This window comes from Roseibium sp. MMSF_3544, from assembly GCF_030732845.1.
Lineage (GTDB): Bacteria > Pseudomonadota > Alphaproteobacteria > Rhizobiales > Stappiaceae > Roseibium.
This window is the reverse complement of record NZ_JASHKA010000001.1, coordinates 533,406-550,671: the sequence shown is the minus strand read 5'-3', so window position 1 is coordinate 550,671 and position 17,266 is coordinate 533,406. Positions and strand designations below refer to the sequence as shown.

The 17,266-nt window shown below is 57.1% G+C and carries 21 protein-coding genes; 16 read left to right on the top strand and 5 right to left on the bottom strand.

Going from position 1 to position 17,266, the window contains the following annotated elements; translation table 11 throughout:
- Positions 1 to 12: 12 nt before the first annotated feature.
- Both RBB47_RS02485 and RBB47_RS02480 read right to left on the bottom strand, forming a co-directional pair.
- Complete coding sequence (locus RBB47_RS02485) at positions 13 to 294, bottom strand: PepSY domain-containing protein (protein WP_305984144.1); 282 nt, start codon at positions 292 to 294, stop codon at positions 13 to 15.
- A gap of 180 nt (positions 295 to 474) precedes the next feature.
- Complete coding sequence (locus tag RBB47_RS02480) at positions 475 to 1,743, bottom strand: FAD-binding oxidoreductase (protein ID WP_305984143.1); 1,269 nt, start codon at positions 1,741 to 1,743, stop codon at positions 475 to 477.
- A gap of 112 nt (positions 1,744 to 1,855) precedes the next feature.
- Here RBB47_RS02480 and RBB47_RS02475 point away from each other — a divergent pair, with 112 nt between their 5' ends.
- The 5 genes from RBB47_RS02475 (at position 1,856) to RBB47_RS02455 (ending at position 7,629) form a co-directional block, all read left to right on the top strand.
- Positions 1,856 to 2,830 carry a sodium:proton symporter gene (locus RBB47_RS02475; RefSeq protein ID WP_305984142.1) on the top strand — a complete coding sequence of 325 codons (975 nt, stop codon included), beginning with the start codon at positions 1,856 to 1,858 and terminating at the stop codon, positions 2,828 to 2,830.
- A gap of 59 nt (positions 2,831 to 2,889) precedes the next feature.
- Positions 2,890 to 3,660, top strand: coding sequence for a DUF2259 domain-containing protein (locus tag RBB47_RS02470; protein WP_305984141.1), 771 nt, complete (start codon positions 2,890 to 2,892; stop codon positions 3,658 to 3,660).
- 118 nt (positions 3,661 to 3,778) lie between these two features.
- Entirely contained in the window at positions 3,779 to 4,453 is a 675-nt protein-coding gene (gene rpe / locus RBB47_RS02465; RefSeq protein ID WP_305984140.1) for a ribulose-phosphate 3-epimerase, read from the top strand.
- Positions 4,454 to 4,620: 167 nt separating this feature from the next.
- Positions 4,621 to 6,231, top strand: coding sequence for an APC family permease (locus tag RBB47_RS02460; protein WP_305984139.1), 1,611 nt, complete (start codon positions 4,621 to 4,623; stop codon positions 6,229 to 6,231).
- Between the two features lie 27 nt (positions 6,232 to 6,258).
- Positions 6,259 to 7,629, top strand: coding sequence for an MFS transporter (locus tag RBB47_RS02455; RefSeq protein WP_305984138.1), 1,371 nt, complete (start codon positions 6,259 to 6,261; stop codon positions 7,627 to 7,629).
- A gap of 22 nt (positions 7,630 to 7,651) precedes the next feature.
- Here the strand turns inward: RBB47_RS02455 and RBB47_RS02450 are convergent, their stop codons facing one another.
- Positions 7,652 to 8,134, bottom strand: a complete 483-nt coding sequence (locus tag RBB47_RS02450; protein ID WP_305984136.1) for an NUDIX hydrolase — start codon at positions 8,132 to 8,134, stop codon at positions 7,652 to 7,654.
- 331 nt (positions 8,135 to 8,465) lie between these two features.
- On the opposite strand from RBB47_RS02450, the gene purB reads away from it, so the two are divergent.
- From purB to RBB47_RS02430, 4 genes are all read left to right on the top strand, one after another.
- Entirely contained in the window at positions 8,466 to 9,794 is a 1,329-nt protein-coding gene (purB, locus tag RBB47_RS02445; protein WP_305984134.1) for an adenylosuccinate lyase, read from the top strand.
- A 180-nt stretch (positions 9,795 to 9,974) separates the two neighbouring features.
- The gene (locus tag RBB47_RS02440) at positions 9,975 to 10,724 is read left to right on the top strand and encodes a metallophosphoesterase (protein WP_305984133.1); all 750 of its coding nucleotides are present in this window, start codon (positions 9,975 to 9,977) and stop codon (positions 10,722 to 10,724) included.
- Positions 10,725 to 10,755: 31 nt separating this feature from the next.
- On the top strand, positions 10,756 to 11,310 hold the full coding sequence (locus tag RBB47_RS02435) for an alpha/beta hydrolase (protein ID WP_305984132.1): 555 nt from the start codon (positions 10,756 to 10,758) through the stop codon (positions 11,308 to 11,310).
- A gap of 105 nt (positions 11,311 to 11,415) precedes the next feature.
- Positions 11,416 to 11,784: a VOC family protein gene (locus tag RBB47_RS02430; RefSeq protein ID WP_305984131.1), complete on the top strand. Its 369-nt coding sequence runs from the start codon at positions 11,416 to 11,418 to the stop codon at positions 11,782 to 11,784.
- A 325-nt stretch (positions 11,785 to 12,109) separates the two neighbouring features.
- Here RBB47_RS02430 and RBB47_RS02425 read toward each other — a convergent pair whose 3' ends face one another.
- The gene (locus tag RBB47_RS02425; RefSeq protein WP_305984130.1) at positions 12,110 to 12,913 is read right to left on the bottom strand and encodes an HpcH/HpaI aldolase/citrate lyase family protein; all 804 of its coding nucleotides are present in this window, start codon (positions 12,911 to 12,913) and stop codon (positions 12,110 to 12,112) included.
- A gap of 329 nt (positions 12,914 to 13,242) precedes the next feature.
- Between RBB47_RS02425 and RBB47_RS02420 the strand changes: the two genes are divergently transcribed.
- Positions 13,243 to 13,569: a hypothetical protein gene (locus RBB47_RS02420; protein ID WP_305984129.1), complete on the top strand. Its 327-nt coding sequence runs from the start codon at positions 13,243 to 13,245 to the stop codon at positions 13,567 to 13,569.
- Positions 13,570 to 13,795: 226 nt separating this feature from the next.
- Positions 13,796 to 14,047, top strand: a complete 252-nt coding sequence (locus RBB47_RS02415) for a hypothetical protein (protein WP_305984128.1) — start codon at positions 13,796 to 13,798, stop codon at positions 14,045 to 14,047.
- Between the two features lie 295 nt (positions 14,048 to 14,342).
- Here the strand turns inward: RBB47_RS02415 and RBB47_RS02410 are convergent, their stop codons facing one another.
- Positions 14,343 to 14,666, bottom strand: a complete 324-nt coding sequence (locus RBB47_RS02410) for a DUF1476 domain-containing protein (RefSeq protein ID WP_305984127.1) — start codon at positions 14,664 to 14,666, stop codon at positions 14,343 to 14,345.
- A 326-nt stretch (positions 14,667 to 14,992) separates the two neighbouring features.
- Here RBB47_RS02410 and purC point away from each other — a divergent pair, with 326 nt between their 5' ends.
- From purC to RBB47_RS02385, 5 genes are all read left to right on the top strand, one after another.
- On the top strand, positions 14,993 to 15,757 hold the full coding sequence (gene purC, locus RBB47_RS02405; protein WP_305984126.1) for a phosphoribosylaminoimidazolesuccinocarboxamide synthase: 765 nt from the start codon (positions 14,993 to 14,995) through the stop codon (positions 15,755 to 15,757).
- A gap of 133 nt (positions 15,758 to 15,890) precedes the next feature.
- Positions 15,891 to 16,130: a phosphoribosylformylglycinamidine synthase subunit PurS gene (gene purS, locus RBB47_RS02400; RefSeq protein ID WP_305984125.1), complete on the top strand. Its 240-nt coding sequence runs from the start codon at positions 15,891 to 15,893 to the stop codon at positions 16,128 to 16,130.
- A 16-nt stretch (positions 16,131 to 16,146) separates the two neighbouring features.
- Positions 16,147 to 16,254 carry a phosphoribosylformylglycinamidine synthase-associated small membrane protein gene (locus RBB47_RS02395; protein WP_305984124.1) on the top strand — a complete coding sequence of 36 codons (108 nt, stop codon included), beginning with the start codon at positions 16,147 to 16,149 and terminating at the stop codon, positions 16,252 to 16,254.
- Between the two features lie 17 nt (positions 16,255 to 16,271).
- On the top strand, positions 16,272 to 16,940 hold the full coding sequence (gene purQ / locus RBB47_RS02390) for a phosphoribosylformylglycinamidine synthase subunit PurQ (protein ID WP_305984123.1): 669 nt from the start codon (positions 16,272 to 16,274) through the stop codon (positions 16,938 to 16,940).
- 20 nt (positions 16,941 to 16,960) lie between these two features.
- Complete coding sequence (locus tag RBB47_RS02385; RefSeq protein ID WP_305984122.1) at positions 16,961 to 17,215, top strand: DUF2164 domain-containing protein; 255 nt, start codon at positions 16,961 to 16,963, stop codon at positions 17,213 to 17,215.
- Positions 17,216 to 17,266 lie beyond the last annotated feature (51 nt).

The following is a 17,266-nucleotide window of genomic DNA, read 5'->3' as shown; positions in this document are numbered from 1 at the left end:
TGCTTCGTGCCGCTAGTCGTTTTCGACCTTGATCACTTCGCCGGAAGTCGAATCGACCTTGATTTCGAGCTTGATGCCGTTCAGCGTGACGTCGGCATCGATGCGGTTGTTCTTTACCTCGATCTCGCGAATGTCATAGCCATTGGTCTCAAGAGAACGTGCTATGTCTGAGACCGATGTTCCGATCGTGTCGCCGGCTTGAATCTGCGCAAATGCTGCCGCACCGCTTGCGACAATAACGGCCGATGACAAAAGCCCTGTTCTTGCAAGGCGTCCGATTTTGGAATGCAACATGTCTGTCTCCAGGCTGCGCCGGCAATTCGCCAGCTTCTGAGCCCGAGATGGGAATTGGTGAAAAAGTTGCAAATTAAAGATCTTCCATGATCCAGACGGCAGATTGGCAATTCAGGCCGACAGCGTGAGTGCGTCGTGCTTGGGGGTGTTGCTCAGAAATCCGTCTTCGTTGGCGCGGGATCAGTCGAAAAACCTTGCCGGCGCGAGACCCGAAATGTCCAGGACCGGTCCCTTGCCTGCAATCTGCTCCGCCAGAAGCCGTCCGGTAACGGGGCCGAGCGTAAAGCCATCGTGGGCGTGGCCGAAATTGAGCCAGAGACCCGGGATCGTCGGTGACGGTCCGACGGCGGGCAGAGAGTCGGGAAGGCAGGGCCGAGATCCCATCCACGGTTCCTCCTCCAGCGCCCTGCCAAGCGGAAAGATTTCCCCTGCCCGGCGTTTCGCGAGTTTGACGATTTTGGGGTTGGGAGGCGCGTCGCGTTCCGCAAGCTCCACACCGGTTGTCAGACGAATGCCGTTTTCGGTCGGAGTAAGCGCGAACCCGTTTTCGACGTCCACCACCGGTCTTGACAGCGAAACGCCTTGCCTTGGCTGGAAATGCATGTGGTAGCCCCGTTTGGCGACAAGGGGATAATCTTCGCCGAGAGCGCTCAGCAGGTCCGCCGACCATGCGCCCAGGGCAACGACCGCCTGGGGAGCAAAGATGGATCCGAGTTCGCCCTCAAGGCTCCAGCCTCCTCGCTGGGGTTCCAGCTTTCTCGCATCCGCCCGGATGTAACTGCCGCCATCCTGGACAAAGCCACGCCAGAAAGCGTCAACCACGGCGCCGGGATTTGAGACGGAACAGCTTTGTGTCCAGTGGACGGCGCGCGCGCTGTTCGCGTTCAGCCCCGGCTCGAGTGTGTTGAGTTCAGCGGGTGTAAGTTCGTCATAACTGACGCCGAAAACCCGGGCATAATGATGCTCGGTCTCGCTTTTTTGGTATCCCGCCTCGCTTCTGTAGAGATGAAGCCAGCCCCCTTTTCGATAAAACCGGTCCGCCAGCGTCGCTTCTGCAATGTCCAGATGATCCTGCACTGCGAACGCCCTCAAGGGAGCGATCACCCTGGAATAAGTTTCTGCGCCGCGCCCGATGCTGGCTGCATGATATCGCCGCAGCCAGGGCAACAGCCGCACAAGCGTTCCAAAATCAAAGGAGACGGCGCTTGATTGTCCGAGAGCTATTCCCAGCAGCTCCAGGGGCCGCAGGGGGATTGCATGCGGGGTAAAGCCGTTGCACTGAACAATGCCCGCGTTGCCAAACGAAGCTTCTTCACCGGGGTGCCCGCGATCGACAAGAGCAACTTCAAGGCCCAGCCTGCGCAGATGCAGGGCCGTGCAAACGCCGACGATCCCCGCTCCCAGAACGATGATATCGAAAGACTTGAGTTGCCTTGCCTGTTTTGCCATGCCCTTGCCGGAGTTGATGAGGAGACAGCAATCTGTCTGGTAACCCCGCTCCGGTTCCTATAAGTAGCCCAAGGAGCCTGCCTGACCTTGCGGCTTCGGGAGATAACCTTAGATGATTCGATTGCTCGGGGCAGGTTTGGCATTTATCGGTCGGCACGGAACGGCAGCCCTGGCCGTGACGGTCTTCATCGGCATGGCGCTTCCTGCGCTGTCATCCTATCTTCGCCCTTTTCTGACGATTTCCGTCTTCTCGCTTCTGACGCTTGCCTTTCTTCGGGTGGACCAGGAAGCCATCAAGCTTCGCTTGAAGCGGCCGGCACTGCTGATTGCGGCGCTGATCTGGATGATGCTGGGCGCACCGCTCCTGACCTATCTGCTTATCAAGTATCTGGGCCTTGCGGCACTGGGACCGGACGTTGTTCTCGCGCTCTACATTTCAACTGCAGCGCCTCCCGTCATGGCGGCACCGGCTTTCATCTACTTGCTCGGTCTCGACGGCACGCTCAGCCTGGCGCTTTCGGTCGCGGCATTTATCGTGACGCCGCTCACAGCGCCGTTTATCGGCAGTTTGATGCTTGGCCCCTCGCTTCCCTTAAGCGTGGGAAGCCTGGCGGTCCAATTGTCCCTTCTGCTCGTGGGTGCGTTTCTGCTGGCGGCAATTCTCAGGCGGCTGGCGGGCCGTGAACGTCTTGCGCGCAGCGCGCACCAGATCAGCGGCGCCAACGTTCTGCTGCTGCTGGTGTTTGCAATTGCTGCAATGGATGGCGTTGCGGCGAGTTTTGCCGCCAAACCGCTTTACACGCTCTGGATAACCGGACTTACCTTCTGTCTGGCGCTGGTCCAGATCGGTCTGTCCTTGATCCTGTTTTCACCTGCCTCGCGCGAGGATGCCTACGCGGTCGCCCATACCTGCGGGACCCGCAACATGGGGCTCATGGTTGCCGCATTTGGTGGAACCTTGCCTGAATTCACCTGGCTCTGGTTTGCCGTCGGTCAGTTTCCGATCTACCTGCTGCCGATGTTTTTAAAGCCGTTTGTGAGAGTTTTCTGCCGGTTAAACGCGAATTCTGTGACGCCACAGGCCTGAATTCATGGTCTTATGTGCTTTGTTCCCGACGAAGATGCTTATTGTCGAAGGAGAATGAAATGCAAGCGCTGTCACGATTGTTGCGAAAGACACCAACCGGTGTTCTGGGCTCACTGGCCGCCGCTTTGCTCTTCTCCCTTTCGCTCTCGCCGGGTCAGGCGGGCGACACGGCAAGTCTCGAGATTTACGGCTTTTCCAAGCACGGAGACTACTTTGCCTTTGAACAATACGGCGTGCAGGACGGGTCCGGCTTCCCCTATTCGGAGATCTTTGTGCTGGACGTTATCGCAGACAAGTGGGTGAAGCCCTCCCCCATCCGGCGGAGCGACGAGGTGAGCGAGGAAGGTGGCTATGATGAAGACACTTTCCTTGTTGCGACACGCGCAAAAAATCTCAACACAGCCCAAACCCTGCTCGATGCAAAGGGCATTGTCGGCAAGGGCAGCACCGTTGCCTTCAACCCGCCGACGGAGCTGACCTCCAATCCGCACAAGATGCTGGTGTCTCCCAGACTGCCGCTCCTGTCGGGTGAAACGCCGGTCGAGCTGACACTCACCGAGCACCCCTTGGAAAACACGGAATGCGCCAGCTACGATGTGGCGACAAAGGGCTTTCGTCTGACCATGGTCAATAACGGCATTACCCGGACCTTGAACAATGACACCATCGTGCCCGACAGCCGGCGCTGCCCCTTCGCCTACAGGATCGAACGGTTCTTCACCTATTTTCCGCGCGAAGCCCCACCGGTCTTTGCCGTTCTGATCCAAATGGAAAGTCTCGGTTTCGAAGGCCCCGATCGCAGATATCTGGCGATAACCGGGCGGCTGTGAAGGTCTAAACCGATTGAGTGGGTATGAGCTGACTTGCCCTTGAAGGTCATAAGTGTTAGCGCGGCATCGACACACAAAACGTCACGTCTGATGCCTTCGGCCGCCTCGGGAGACAATCATGCCGCGCGACATCACAATCGCCCCCTCGATCCTCGCCTCTGATTTCTCCAAGCTTGGGCAGGAAGTTCGCGATGTCATCGATGCGGGGGCCGACTGGATCCACCTGGATGTGATGGACGGGCATTTCGTGCCGAACATCACCTTCGGCCCGGATGTGATTGCAAAGCTGCGGCCGCACACAGACAGCGTCTTCGACACCCACCTGATGATAGAACCGGTCGACCCCTATCTGGAAGCCTTTGCCAAGGCGGGTTCAGACATCATCACGGTGCATGCGGAAGCGACCACTCATCTCGACCGGACGCTGCAGGCAATTCGCGGCCTTGGAAAAAAAGCGGGTGTTTCGCTCAATCCGTCGACGCCCGAAAGCGTTCTTCAGTATGTCATGGACCGGCTGGACCTCATTCTGGTCATGACGGTCAACCCCGGCTTCGGCGGTCAGAAATTCATTCATTCCCAGATCGAAAAGACCCGCCGTATCAGGGACATGATCGGTGACCGGCCGATCGACCTTGAAATCGATGGCGGTGTGACGCCGGAAACGGCCCCTCTTGTTGCCGCTGCCGGTGCCAACGTGCTGGTCGCCGGCTCGGCAGTGTTCAAGGGCGGCACAACTGAGGCTTACGCTGCAAACATCTCTGCGATCCGCTCGGCAGCCGCTCAGGTTACTTGACCCGGCTGCCCTTCTGCCGTCCAAGTTCGGGGCGTCAAAGCGAGCGCGACGACACAGCCAGATCAAATCTTTCGCAATGATGCCCTAACCGCTCTTCCCGCTGAGACCCGGCCTCGGCTAAGGTTTGTTCAAGAGGTATGGAGTCTTGGGGGGACGTATTGGCACATATGCAGCGCAGCATCGGTCTGCTGAGCCTGACCTTTGTCGCCATCAGCGGAATACTGGGCTCCGGCTGGCTGTTTGCCCCCCTGCTTGCCGCACAGGCTGCGGGTCCCTCGGCCATGATTGCATGGGTCGTCGGTGGTTTTGCAATGCTGTTGCTGGCGGCAACCTTTGCTGAAATCGCCGCTATCCTGCCTGTCCCGGGCGGCATTGGCCGCGTCCCGCATTTTTCCCATGGCTCGGTTGTCTCCATGACCATGGGGTGGACGGCCTGGATCGGCTACAACACCACAGCCACGATCGAAGTCGAGGCGGTTCTGCGTTATTCCCAAAGCCTCGCACCGTGGCTGTATTTGCCCGGCGGTCAATTGTCGGTCGGCGGTCTGGCGGTCGCCTGCCTGTTGTTGCTGGTCTTCACGGTCCTGAATGCCTTCGGCGTCAAGTTTTTTGCCCGCATCAACACGGCTCTCACATGGGTGAAGATCGTCGTTCCTGCCTTGCTCGCCGCCGTCATCCTCACCTCCGAGTTCCGCTTTGGTAATTTCAGCGACTACGGCGGTTTTGCGCCGGAAGGCCTGAAAGGCATTCTGTCGGCCATTTCCACCGGGGGCGTGATCTTCGCTCTGATCGGTTTCCGTCATGTCATCGACATGGCCGGGGAAGCGCGCAATCCGAAAGTCAATGTGCCGCTTGCCCTGGTTCTCAGCCTCGTTGTCTGTCTTGTGATCTACGGCGGCCTGCAAATCGCGTTTCTGGGCGCACTGGATCATGCACAACTTGAACGCGGCTGGCCGCAACTTCATTTTGCCGGAGAGCTCGGTCCAATGGCTTCACTCGCAACCGCGGTCGGCGCGCTCTGGATCGTGAGCATCCTGGACACCAGCGCCCGCATTTCCAGCTTTGCGTCGGGCCTTGTCTCCGTCGGCTCCAACGCACGGCTCGGCCTCGCAATGGCGCAAAACGGCCTCTTCCCGAAATTCATGGAAACGCTGTCGGAACGTGGCGTGCCGCTGTTTGCGCTGCTCGTGAACTTTGTCGTGGCGGCAATCTTCTTCGTTGCGCTGCCGTTCCGGGAAGTCATCGCTCTGAACACCTCTTCGATCGTGCTGTCTTTTGTCGTCGGTCCGATCGCCGTTCTGGCATTCCGGCGCCTTCTGCCGAACACGCCGAGGGCGTTTTTTCTGCCTGCGGCACCTTTTACGGGCTGCCTCGCTTTCATCGTCGCCAGCCTGATCATCTACTGGAGCGGATGGGATACGATGACCCATCTCGGGCTCTGTCTGGCCATTGGGCTGGTGCTGCTGCTCGTCCGTAATTCGCAAGGCGGTTTCGACAGTCTGGATTGGCGCGAAGCGCTCTGGCTGGCCCCTTATCTTCTTGGCCTGGTGATCCTGTCCTATCTGGGATCCTTCGGTGGCGGATCGGGTCTCGTGCCGCTCGGCCCCGATATTGTTGCCGTCGCGCTTCTGGCAACCGGTGTCTACTTCCTCGCAAACCGACTCAGCCTCCACAAGGACAAGTTCAGCCGATACCTGGCTGAGGAAGAATTGGAGGAGATCAACGAATACGATCTTGCAGAAGACGCACCAGTGGAAAAACCTGACTTCAAGTTCTAGGCTCCAATTTTTAAAATACAGGCTGCAATGGCGTTCGAAGAGCAAAGAAAGTGGTGGTTGCTGGGCGCCATGAGCGGTGTGCTTGGTCTTATCGTACTTGATGAGACGATCGTGACCGTCTCCCTGCCCTCCATTACCGATGAACTTGGGTTGTCGGTTGCTGCGTCCCATTGGGTGGTGAACGCCTATCTTCTGAGTTTCACCTGCGCTGTCGCCGTGGCCGGACGTTTCGGCGATCATTTCAGCAGAAGGCGCTACTTCACGATCGGCGCAGCCTTGTTCGCGCTCGCATCCTTGCTTGCAGCGCTTGCCTCCAGCGGCACCATGCTTATCGCAGCAAGAGCACTTCAGGGTATCGGTGCCGCGATCATCTTTCCGACGTCGATTGCGCTGATCACCGCCGCGTTCAAACCGGAAATACGAGGCGTCGCCTTTGGATATCAGACAACGGTCGGCGCCATTTTTATGTCTTCAGGACCCCTGATCGGAGGCTTGCTGACCGAAACGGTTTCCTGGCGCATGATCTTCTGGATCGGAATCCCGTTCCTTTTCGCAATCGTGCTTCTTCTCTGGCGCATATGGTCACCTTCCTACGACAAGCGAAAGTCGCAGGCCTCTGCCGCGATGTCGAAACTCGATACGATCGGTCCCGTTTTTCTCATCATCGCGCTGCTCGGACTTGTCATAAGCGTCATGCAGGGCCCGTCCTGGGGCTGGTTTTCACCGGTAACCTTTTGCCTCTTTTTCCTCGGCTGCGCGCTTCTGGCAAGCTTCTGGTATTGGGAGGTCAGGAACCCTGCACCGCTTCTGGACCTGACGCTGCTGAAGATCCCTGAATTCAGGGGTGGCGTGATCATCTTCGCGGTCTTCCAATTCGAAAAAATCACGATTTTCGTCTTCATCGCGCAGTATTTGCAGGACGCCGTCGGTATGTCGCCTATCTTGTCCGGCATTGCAGTTTCGATCGCGATACTGCCGACGCTCGGCACGTCACTCCTGGTCGGCAACGCCACCGACCGCCTCGGCTCCCGTCAGGTGATGGTCCGCGGCATTGCGATCCACGGCATGGCTATCGTGCTTCTGGCGCTGGTCAGCCTGTGGCAAAGCTATCTTTGGACGCTGGTTCCTCTGATCCTTTGGGGGGCTTCCATGCCCAGCATCGCTATCCCGCTCAGGCGCGTGCAGATGAACATGGTTCCGCAGGAAAAACACGGTCAGGCGAGCGGCATCAATCTGACTGTTCAAATGCTGGGGGGAAGCCTCGGCCTTGCAGCCTGCAGTGCGCTTCATACCGAAACGAAAAGCTTCGCAATTCTGTTCCTTGTTATCGGTGTAACGACGCTTTTGTCGATTCCCATAACGCTGCGAACAATTGAGAAAAGAAAGGCTAGTGCATAGTCAGGAAGCCGACGCACCTTGTTCAGCTCAAGGCACGGCGCGGGCTGGCAGGTGATTTTTCGCCGGCAAGCCGGTGAGCCAAGCCTGCGGGATAGAGCTCCAGCCCCTTGGCGTCCAGTTCCGCAAGCGAAACCCATTTGGCAAGCGCTTGGGTCTCGTCGCTTTCTTCAAAAATCAGGGCATCCATCTTGTAGTAGCTGCTGTCATGAAAATGGGCATGGCACGCAAAGACAATCTCGTGGCCCATCACCCCATGGTGCTCAAAGATGTTCTCAAAAACGAAGTGTGTATCCAAAAGCGTGATGCGCGCACCGAGTTCTTCCAGAAACTCCCGTTGCAAGGCATCCCGCCAGGGTTCACCAAACTCAACGGTGCCCCCGAGCGGCCGCATGCCGGTAACCCGTCCGCTATCGTCATACACATCGCACAACAGAAGCGCATCGTCCTGCCAGATCAGGGCATGTGCCTTCACCGTTATGAAATTTGCCGGGCGCCAGACTGGCATCATGAAGCTCCAACTTTAGGGTACGGACTCATAAATGAAGTTGATTTGGTTTGGATCGTTTTGACCAGCGGCACGGAGCGAAAGTGCAGGAAATGTTGTTCATTTTCAAGCCGTTCGCGACGAAGCAGATGGCCAAAAAGACCAAATCCGAAGGACGGTAAAATGGCTTCATAGATTGGTCTGTACCCTATAGTGCCGTTCACGTGGATAGCCCTAAAAATTCACACAGTCACCGGGTGCTGCAAGCAAAATCCGCCTCGTCGCATTGAAGCACGCGCCCCCCTCTGCTATGCCGCAGCCATATTCCCTTCCACATGAGGTCTTGCCCGCGATGATCCCGCGCTATTCCCGTCCCGACATGGTTTCCATCTGGTCTCCGGAATCGAAATTCCGTATCTGGTTCGAGATCGAGGCCCATGCCTGCGATGCGCTTGCGGACCTCGGCGTCATCCCGAAGGAAGCCGCCGCAACGATCTGGGAAAAGGGCGGCAACGCGACATTCGATATCGACCGCATTGACGAAATCGAGCGCGAAACCAAGCACGACGTCATCGCTTTCCTCACCCATCTGGCTGAAATTGTCGGACCTGACGCCCGTTTCGTGCACCAGGGCATGACGTCCTCGGACGTTTTGGACACATGCTTCAATGTCCAGCTTGTCAAGGCGACCGATATCCTTCTTGAGGACATGGATGCGCTGCTGGGCGCTCTCAAGCGCCGCGCAATGGAACACAAGAATACGGTGTGTATCGGCCGGTCCCACGGCATCCATGCTGAGCCCGTCACCTTCGGCCTGAAGATGGCGGAAGCCTATGCCGAGTTCGACCGCTGCAAGAAACGCCTTCTCGCCGCGCGCGAGGAAATCGCCACCTGTGCAATTTCCGGAGCTGTCGGCACCTTCGCGAATATCGACCCGCGTGTTGAAGAGCATGTTGCTAAGGCCATGGGCCTCGTTGCCGAACCCGTGTCAACGCAGGTTATCCCGCGCGACCGGCATGCGATGTATTTTGCTACGCTTGGCGTGATCGCATCCTCCATTGAGCGGGTCGCCACGGAAGTCCGGCACCTGCAGCGCACCGAAGTGCTGGAGGCCGAGGAATTCTTCTCTAAAGGTCAGAAGGGTTCTTCCGCCATGCCGCACAAGCGAAACCCGGTTCTCACCGAGAACCTGACCGGACTTGCCAGGCTTGTGCGTGGATATGCCGTTCCGGCCATGGAAAATGTCGCCCTGTGGCACGAGCGCGACATCTCCCATTCGTCCGTGGAACGCATGATCGGACCCGACGCCACCGTCACGCTTGACTTCGCTCTTGCCCGCCTTACCGGTGTCATCGACAAGCTGATGGTCTATCCGGAGCGCATGATCGGCAATATGGACCGCCTCGGCGGGTTGGTTCATTCCCAGCGCATCCTGTTGGCGCTGACCCAGGCAGGCTCCTCGCGCGAAGACGCCTACCGCCTCGTACAGCGCAATGCCATGAAAGTCTGGGACAGTTATCAGGTCGCCGGCTCCGCCTCGGTCGATTTCCTCACCGAATTGCTGGGCGACGAGGACGTTCGAAAGTACTTGTCCGAAGACGAAATTCGCGACCGCTTTGACCTCGGATACCACACCAAGAATGTCGACGTGATTTTCAAGCGCGTCTTCGGGGAGAGCTGAGGCCGTTTCGTTTCAATGAAAGTCTTCGACTTGACGCTGTCCCGGCCTTGAGCCGGGACCTCGTTCTGAGCATGACGCAATGGACCCCTGCCCAAGGCCGGGGACGCAAAGAGCAGATACATCGACTGACATCGGTCAAACAGGCCAACATTTTAATGACACTCATCACCGGAGTTCTTCATGAAAATCGCGGTTATCTCGGACATTCACGGAAACCTTCTCGCGCTTGAAGCCGTTCTGGCCGACTTGAAAGCCGAAAGCCCGGACATCATCGTCAACCTCGGCGATTGCGTTTCAGGTCCGCTTTGGCCCGAAGAGACCGGGACCATCCTGCGTGAAACCAACTGGCCGACCGTTCGCGGCAATCACGATCGATACCTCCTTGACGATCCGGTCGAGAAAATGGGACCGACCGACCGCTTCAGCATTGAACGCTTGTCGTCGGAAAACCTCGACTGGCTGAAAACAACCCAGCCTGTCATCCGTCTGAACGACGAGGTGTTTCTGTGCCATGGGACGCCCAGGGAAGACGACAGGTACCTGACCGAAAAGGTCGAGGGTCCGAAAGGGCATCTTCCCGACGAGGATGTCCTGCTGAGTGAAATCAAAGAGGAGAGTTCACCCGTCATCTGCTGCGGCCACACCCATATTCCACGATTGATCCGGCTTAAGGCGACGGGCCAGACAATTCTCAATCCTGGAAGCGTTGGCTTGCCGTCCTATGAGGACAACCATCCCCAACGTCACAAGATGGAAGTCGGCAGCCCTCACGCCCGCTACGCCCTGATGACAAAAACCGGGGGCAACTGGAACTTTCACGAAAAGATCCTCGCCTACGACTGGGACGCAGCCAGCCGCGAAGCGGAAAAAAACGGGCGCTCCGGCTGGGCAAGGGCCCTTGCGCACGGTTTTTACGGTCCCCTATCCTGATGCCGACAGATTTTGAACCCTGGGGTGCGGTATGAAAATTTCAGAGACGGACATCTTGCTGATTCCCGGTTACGGCCAACCGCTTCCCGGTCACTGGATCCTGCGCTGGCGCGACAAGATGACAACGGCGCGCGTCGTTAAGCAGGCCGAACTGCATGCCCCGACAAAACGGGAGTGGCTGGAAACGCTCGAAAAGGAAGTGGATGCCGCCGAAAGACCGGTCGTTCTTGTTGCCCATTCGCTCGGCTGCATCCTGGTGGCCCACGCAACGCACGCGCTGAAGGACAAGGTCAAGGGCGCCTATCTCGTGGCGCCGTCGGACTGGGACCGGGACGGCCTGGTCGAAGAATTCGACGGCGGCGATTTCAAACCGATCCCCCGCGACCCCCTTCCCTTTCCGGGACATGTTGTTGCCAGCCGCAACGATCCCTACTGCGACTTTGAGCGTGCTCAGGACCTCGCCAATGCCTGGGGGACAACCTTTCAGGATGCAGGAGAAGCCGGCCACATCAACCTGGAAAGCGGCCATGGTCCCTGGCCGGAAGGCATGATGTCTTTTGCCCATTTTATGAAACGGCTCGGATGACGTTGCCTGCTGCTCGATCGCCTGGCGTTCCGAAGTGTCGCCTCACGGCCATGGTTGGTCCGTACCCTGGATTGACGTTGCACTGAGACATGTCACGAAACAGCTATGAAGTTCGTCAATCCGCTCCCGTTCGTCAGAGACATTGAGCATTCAAAAGCTTTTTATGTCTCCGTCTTGAAGCTCGAGGTCCTGGAGGATCACGGGGATTTTGTGCGCTTCGCAAACGGGTTTGCGCTTCATTGTGGCAAATCGCTGTTTCAAACAGTTTTTGGCAAGGAACCGGCAGAGACAGTCCCGTACGGACGGCAAAACCTCGTGCTCTATTTTGAAGACGACGATATCGACGAAGCTTTCGATCGGATTTCGCCCCATGTCGAGCTTATTCATCCAATTGAGAGCCAGTCATGGGGACAGAGGGTCTTCCGCTTCTATGATCCTGATCGCCACATCGTGGAAGTCGGCGCTCCCCAATAACCGGGAAGTTCAGCTCACCTGACACGGTGCCGGTTTCGCGATCTTGGCGTTTGGACAGTCGAGGGTACGGACTCATAAATGAAGTCAATTTGGTTTGGATCGTTTTGACCAGCGGCAAGGAGCGAAAGCGCAGGAAATGTGGTTCATTTTCAAGCCTTTCGCGACGAAGCAGATGGTCAAAACGGCCAAATCCGAAGGACGGCAAAATGGCTTCACCTCGCGGCGTCAACGCGCTTGACCGGGCATAAAGCCCGCTCTTCACACGCTTCCTTGCGTGATTTCGCCATTTATGCCGCCAAATCGGCTTCATTTATGGGTCCGTACCCTAGTATCCTGCTTTGGGTCCGTCGCTTGGCTCAAGCCAACTGATCTCATCCAAGGCACTTCTTGCGGCGTGATCCAGCAGCATCGTGTCGACCCCGTGCGACATCAATCGATACCCTTGCGAAATGGCCTGCTCCACCTTTTCCCCGCTGAGGCAGAAAATACCGGCAAGCTTGCCGGCTTCACGTGTCTTGGCAGCGATCTCGCCACAGATGCGCGCTGTCTCTTCACCATCCGGGTCCAGCGCACTGCCCTGTGAAAGTGACAGGGACAGATCACTCGGTCCGACAAAGATACCATCCAGCTCCGGAACCGAGAGGATGTCGTCGAGGGCTTCAACTGCCTCCCGTGTTTCGATCATCGCAAGGGCGAGCGTCTGACGGTTGGCGTTTTCAAGGTACTCTTCATTGGATTGTCCGGACAGCATGGTCGCCCGGTACGGCGACCAGCTCCGCTCGCCGGCTGGCGGATACTTGATGGAACGGGCAAACGCCTCTGCTTCTGCTCTCGAATTGATCATCGGAGCTATGATGCATTCTGCGCCCATATCGACGAGGCGGCTGCCCATCGCATTGTCACCAACGGGAATGCGGGCAATACGGTGTGCGCCGCCAAGAGCAGTAAGAGCGAACGAATCGACAGCCGCGTCGAAATCGAACATCCCGTGCTGCAGATCAAGTGTCACGGCCTCATAGCCGGCTCTGGCAAGCAGTTCCGGCACCATCGGTGCCGACAACAGGCACCAACTCGTAATGACCGGTTGTCCGGCCCGTAATTTGTCGGCAAGAAACGATCTTTCAGACACAAGCAACTTCCTTCAAAGCAATTCAACCGGACACTCGGTCGATCCCGCCTATGACGCGAAGACCGGGCAGTGACCCGTGGTATCCGACAAGCGTCCGGAAAACGAGTGCTTTTTTCCCGCACGGCGCCAAACGAGCCCCATTTCGTCTCCACCCCTGCGCGGCCGGCCGACGTCGGCCAGTTGGGTTCCTGGGGAAATAGTTTTTTGACATAATTGACAAACTATTTTGCAAGTGGGAGAAGCGACAGCGTCGGCGTTCACTCAATGCTGGGCAGGTCCACAAGACCTTACCGAAGACCTGCGCTCTTCGGCGACCCAAAGGAAAAATAATGACAGCAAAATCTTCAATCGTCGCGGCCGCACTTCTCGCAACCGCATTTTCGGTCTCCGCACACGCGGAAGATCTGGCATTCGGTCTCATCAACGAAACCGACGTCGCGATAACCGGGTTCTATGTGTCACCAGCAGACTCAAACAACTGGGAAAGCAATCTGATGAGCGGCGGTTACCTTGACGGCGGATACGAAATCGACGTGTTGATCCAAGACGGTTTGTCGACCTGCGTATACGACATCCGTGCGGATTTCGAGGATGGCGAGATCTATGAGGACTATGACCTGAACCTCTGCGATCTGGGCGCCTACACTTTCGAATAAGGGGCCTTGAGCTTCGAATGAAGGCTATACGCCCGCCGAAACCGGCGGGCGTTCCCTTTTGAACGCCAAAACTGAAAAACAGGTTGGAATTTTCCATTTTGCTTGACCATGAGTGCTGCTTTTCTTACTCTAAGTCATTGCAATTTTTATATTTTGAAAAATGTTTCAATCTGTAGCAATACTCGCGCTAATTTCGGCGTTTTTCTACAGCGTAGCAATGGTTGCGATGAAGTCCCATGCGGAGCTGCCAAGCATCGGTCTGGCACTGATCATTGGAGCCGCACTCCTCACGGCAGGCGCTTTCGAAGTGTTTGCCTTGAGGCAGGAAAGACTGGGTCTGATTTATGTCGGCATCCTGGGTGCGGAAGTTATCTTCATCGGTGCTATGGCGCACTTGCATTTCGGTGAGAGTTACTCGGCCCGCGAACTCACCGGCATGGGGCTGGTCCTGATAGGAACAGCGATCGCCTGGACCTGACTTTCAGGTTCGTGACCGGATACGCCTGGAACGTCTTGAGATCGGAGCACCCACCCGGGTCGCGTCCGCACTAAACTGCTGCGTCCGCTTTCCGGCCTCCGGGCGGCCATCTTGGCATCTCAGGCGTGGACCAATTTCACGCAAACGAAGCACTTTGTCGCCCCCATGCCTGAAGGTTGCCGAGCCTCAAAGCAGAGCATTTTGATTGAAAGCAACGGGTCACTTTTTTGGACCACAAAAAACGCCCGCCGTTTCCAGCGGGCGTTCCAGTATTGAACTTTAACTGCGCTCAGGCTCAGCCTTCGTTTTGAAGCTGCTCGATCGCGGTTGACATCAGTTCATCCATGTTGCGGCGAATCTGATGGTCTGACTGCTCAACGTTATTGGTATCAAAGTCTGCCCGGATCTTGCGGAAGACGTCTTCGTCACCCGGCTCTTCGAAATCTGCACGGACGACTTCCTTGGCGTATTCCTCGGCTTTTTCGCCTTCATAGCCCAGCAGTCCGGCGGCCCAAAGGCCCAAAAGCTTGTTGCGGCGCGCGGTTGCCTTGAACCGCAGCTCCTCGTCATGCGCGAATTTGTTTTCAAATCCCTGTTCGCGCTTGTCGAATGTGCTCATACTCTTCGTCTCCTGAACTGCGCTCGTGCACTGTTCCCCATATGGGGTCTGTTTGGCCTCTTGCATATCCCCGCAGGCCCGGCAAATCAACGCAGTAGATACACACTTGCGTCAAAAGCACTATAAAGCTGCAATTACCGTGGGAGTATGACCGCGTTGGAAAAACATAAGATTGTACTTTTGCCGCTCTTCGGGTAAGTTCCGCGCCGCAAAACAGGGATTGCAGCCTCATTGGCACCTGCCGGTCGACCAGGATAGGTCCCGCGGAAATTTGACGAGGTTCGCGACTCCCCTTCAATGGTTTCACGAAAAACACGGTATAGCCCATGAACCGCCGCCGGCGCATCTATGAAGGTAAAGCAAAGATTCTGTATGAAGGTCCGGAACCGGGAACACTGGTTCAGCACTTCAAGGACGATGCGACCGCTTTCAACAACAAGAAACATGAAATTGTCGACGGCAAGGGTGTTCTCAACAACCGTATTTCCGAGTTCATCTTCAATCACCTGAACGCCATCGGCATTCCGACCCATTTCATCCGCCGCATGAACATGCGCGAACAGCTGATCCGTGAAGTTGAGATCATTCCGCTGGAAGTCGTGGTTCGCAATGTCGCTGCCGGTTCCATCGCCAAGCGCCTGGGCCTGGAAGAAGGCACGCAGCTGCCGCGCTCCATCATCGAGTTCTATTACAAGAATGACGAACTGGACGATCCAATGGTCGCCGAAGAGCATATTACTGCCTTCGGTTGGGCGACGCCCCAGGAGTTGGACGACATGATGGCCCTCGCCATCCGTGTGAACGATTTCCTGTCCGGCCTGTTCCTTGGTGTCGGTATCCGCCTGGTCGATTTCAAGATCGAATGCGGCCGCCTGTTCGAGGGCGACATGATGCGCATTGTCGTTGCCGACGAAATCTCGCCCGACAGCTGCCGCTTGTGGGACATTGAGACCAACGACAAGATGGACAAGGACCGCTTCCGCCGCGATCTCGGCGGCATGCTGGAGGCCTACCAGGAGGTCGCCAAGCGCCTCGGCATCATGATCGGCAACGAGCGGCCGATAAATTCCGGCCCGACGCTGGTCCAGTGAGACGAAAACCCCCGCAATCCGAAAGATTGACGGGGGTTTTTTCATTCTCGCGCCTTCCTCCCTTCCAGAACCGGACAAGCTGGTGTAAGGAGCCACGAAAGCGGCCCGCCCGACTTGATGGAGACAAAAACACATGAAAGCACGCGTCATCGTCACCTTGAAAAACGGTGTTCTCGATCCCCAGGGAAAGGCCATCGAAGGCGCTCTTGGGGGGCTCGGCTTCGATGACGTCGGCTCCGTCCGCCAGGGCAAGGTCTTCGACGTGGAACTCAGCGGTTCGGACAAGGAGGCCGCCAGGTCGGAACTGGAAGCCATGTGCGAGAAACTGCTCGCCAACACCGTGATTGAAAACTACGCGATCGAGATCGCCTGAACCCCGGATCCGGATGATGGATGACGATACCCGCAAAGCCATAACCTTCATGGCGATCAAGGCGGCGGTCTTTATCCTGGTTCCGGCCCTTGCGGCGATCATCGCCGTCTTTGTCCTGCTCTAGAAAATCGGGATCGGAACATGAAAACCGCCGTAATCGTTTTCCCAGGCTCCAACCGCGACCGCGACATGTTTCACGCCCTGGAGCTCATCACCGGTGCGCGGCCTCAAAGCGTCTGGCACACCGAAAGCACCCTGCCCGATGTCGACCTTGTCGTCGTTCCAGGCGGCTTTTCCTATGGCGATTATCTGCGTTCAGGCGCCATTGCCGCGCGGTCGCCCATTCTGAAGGATCTTGTCGCCAAAGCTGAAAGCGGCGTGTCCATTCTGGGTGTCTGCAACGGTTTTCAGATCCTGACAGAAGCGGGCCTCCTGCCCGGCGCCCTGATGCGGAACGCGGGCCTGACATTCGTCTGCAAGGAAGTGAAAATGGAAACGGTCAACAACGCGACCCGTTTCTCGTCCAAATTCACCAAGGGGCAAGTCTGGCGCTGCCCGGTCGCACATCACGACGGCAATTATTTTGCTGATGCCGATACACTGAAACAGATCGAGGACAGCGGCCAGGTCGTTTTCAGATATGCAGACGGCACCAATCCGAACGGGTCAATCAACAACATCGCCGGGATAACAAATCAAAAGGGCAATGTTCTCGGCATGATGCCGCACCCGGAAAACCTGGTGGAAGCGCTCAACGGTGGGCTGGACGGACGGCTGCTTTTCGAAAGTCTTCTCGACCAGGCGGCCTGAACACTCGAAAGGACGAAGCAATGAAGGACCTGGAACTGGACAAGGACGTCAGGTCTCGCCTCGCCGATCAGATCCGGCGCTATCTCGACGATGAGCTCGAAGTCGAGATCGGCAATATGGACGCCGAGTTCCTGATCGATTTTCTGAGCGGTTCTCTTGGCGCCCACTTTTATAATCTTGGCCTGAAAGACGCGCTCGCTCTTTTCTCGCGCAAGGCCGAAGATGTCGCCGACGAAGTGTACGCCCTGGAGAGAAAAGTCGAAGACCGGCGCTGAGCGCCGGTCCCGGTTCGTCAGGTCCCGTTTCGCCATGTCTCGGCGTTGGCC

What these genes read in the sequence shown, in the direction of transcription:
- RBB47_RS02485 (WP_305984144.1), bottom strand. Translation starts at nt 294, where the DNA reads ATGTTGCATTCCAAAATCGGACGCCTTGCAAGAACAGGGCTTTTGTCA.
- RBB47_RS02480 (WP_305984143.1), bottom strand. Translation starts at nt 1,743, where the DNA reads ATGGCAAAACAGGCAAGGCAACTCAAGTCTTTCGATATCATCGTTCTG.
- RBB47_RS02475 (WP_305984142.1), top strand. Translation starts at nt 1,856, where the DNA reads ATGATTCGATTGCTCGGGGCAGGTTTGGCATTTATCGGTCGGCACGGA.
- RBB47_RS02470 (WP_305984141.1), top strand. Translation starts at nt 2,890, where the DNA reads ATGCAAGCGCTGTCACGATTGTTGCGAAAGACACCAACCGGTGTTCTG.
- rpe (WP_305984140.1), top strand. Translation starts at nt 3,779, where the DNA reads ATGCCGCGCGACATCACAATCGCCCCCTCGATCCTCGCCTCTGATTTC.
- RBB47_RS02460 (WP_305984139.1), top strand. Translation starts at nt 4,621, where the DNA reads ATGCAGCGCAGCATCGGTCTGCTGAGCCTGACCTTTGTCGCCATCAGC.
- RBB47_RS02455 (WP_305984138.1), top strand. Translation starts at nt 6,259, where the DNA reads ATGGCGTTCGAAGAGCAAAGAAAGTGGTGGTTGCTGGGCGCCATGAGC.
- RBB47_RS02450 (WP_305984136.1), bottom strand. Translation starts at nt 8,134, where the DNA reads ATGCCAGTCTGGCGCCCGGCAAATTTCATAACGGTGAAGGCACATGCC.
- purB (WP_305984134.1), top strand. Translation starts at nt 8,466, where the DNA reads ATGATCCCGCGCTATTCCCGTCCCGACATGGTTTCCATCTGGTCTCCG.
- RBB47_RS02440 (WP_305984133.1), top strand. Translation starts at nt 9,975, where the DNA reads ATGAAAATCGCGGTTATCTCGGACATTCACGGAAACCTTCTCGCGCTT.
- RBB47_RS02435 (WP_305984132.1), top strand. Translation starts at nt 10,756, where the DNA reads ATGAAAATTTCAGAGACGGACATCTTGCTGATTCCCGGTTACGGCCAA.
- RBB47_RS02430 (WP_305984131.1), top strand. Translation starts at nt 11,416, where the DNA reads ATGAAGTTCGTCAATCCGCTCCCGTTCGTCAGAGACATTGAGCATTCA.
- RBB47_RS02420 (WP_305984129.1), top strand. Translation starts at nt 13,243, where the DNA reads ATGACAGCAAAATCTTCAATCGTCGCGGCCGCACTTCTCGCAACCGCA.
- RBB47_RS02415 (WP_305984128.1), top strand. Translation starts at nt 13,796, where the DNA reads ATGAAGTCCCATGCGGAGCTGCCAAGCATCGGTCTGGCACTGATCATT.
- RBB47_RS02410 (WP_305984127.1), bottom strand. Translation starts at nt 14,666, where the DNA reads ATGAGCACATTCGACAAGCGCGAACAGGGATTTGAAAACAAATTCGCG.
- purC (WP_305984126.1), top strand. Translation starts at nt 14,993, where the DNA reads ATGAACCGCCGCCGGCGCATCTATGAAGGTAAAGCAAAGATTCTGTAT.
- purS (WP_305984125.1), top strand. Translation starts at nt 15,891, where the DNA reads ATGAAAGCACGCGTCATCGTCACCTTGAAAAACGGTGTTCTCGATCCC.
- RBB47_RS02395 (WP_305984124.1), top strand. Translation starts at nt 16,147, where the DNA reads ATGGATGACGATACCCGCAAAGCCATAACCTTCATGGCGATCAAGGCG.
- purQ (WP_305984123.1), top strand. Translation starts at nt 16,272, where the DNA reads ATGAAAACCGCCGTAATCGTTTTCCCAGGCTCCAACCGCGACCGCGAC.
- RBB47_RS02385 (WP_305984122.1), top strand. Translation starts at nt 16,961, where the DNA reads ATGAAGGACCTGGAACTGGACAAGGACGTCAGGTCTCGCCTCGCCGAT.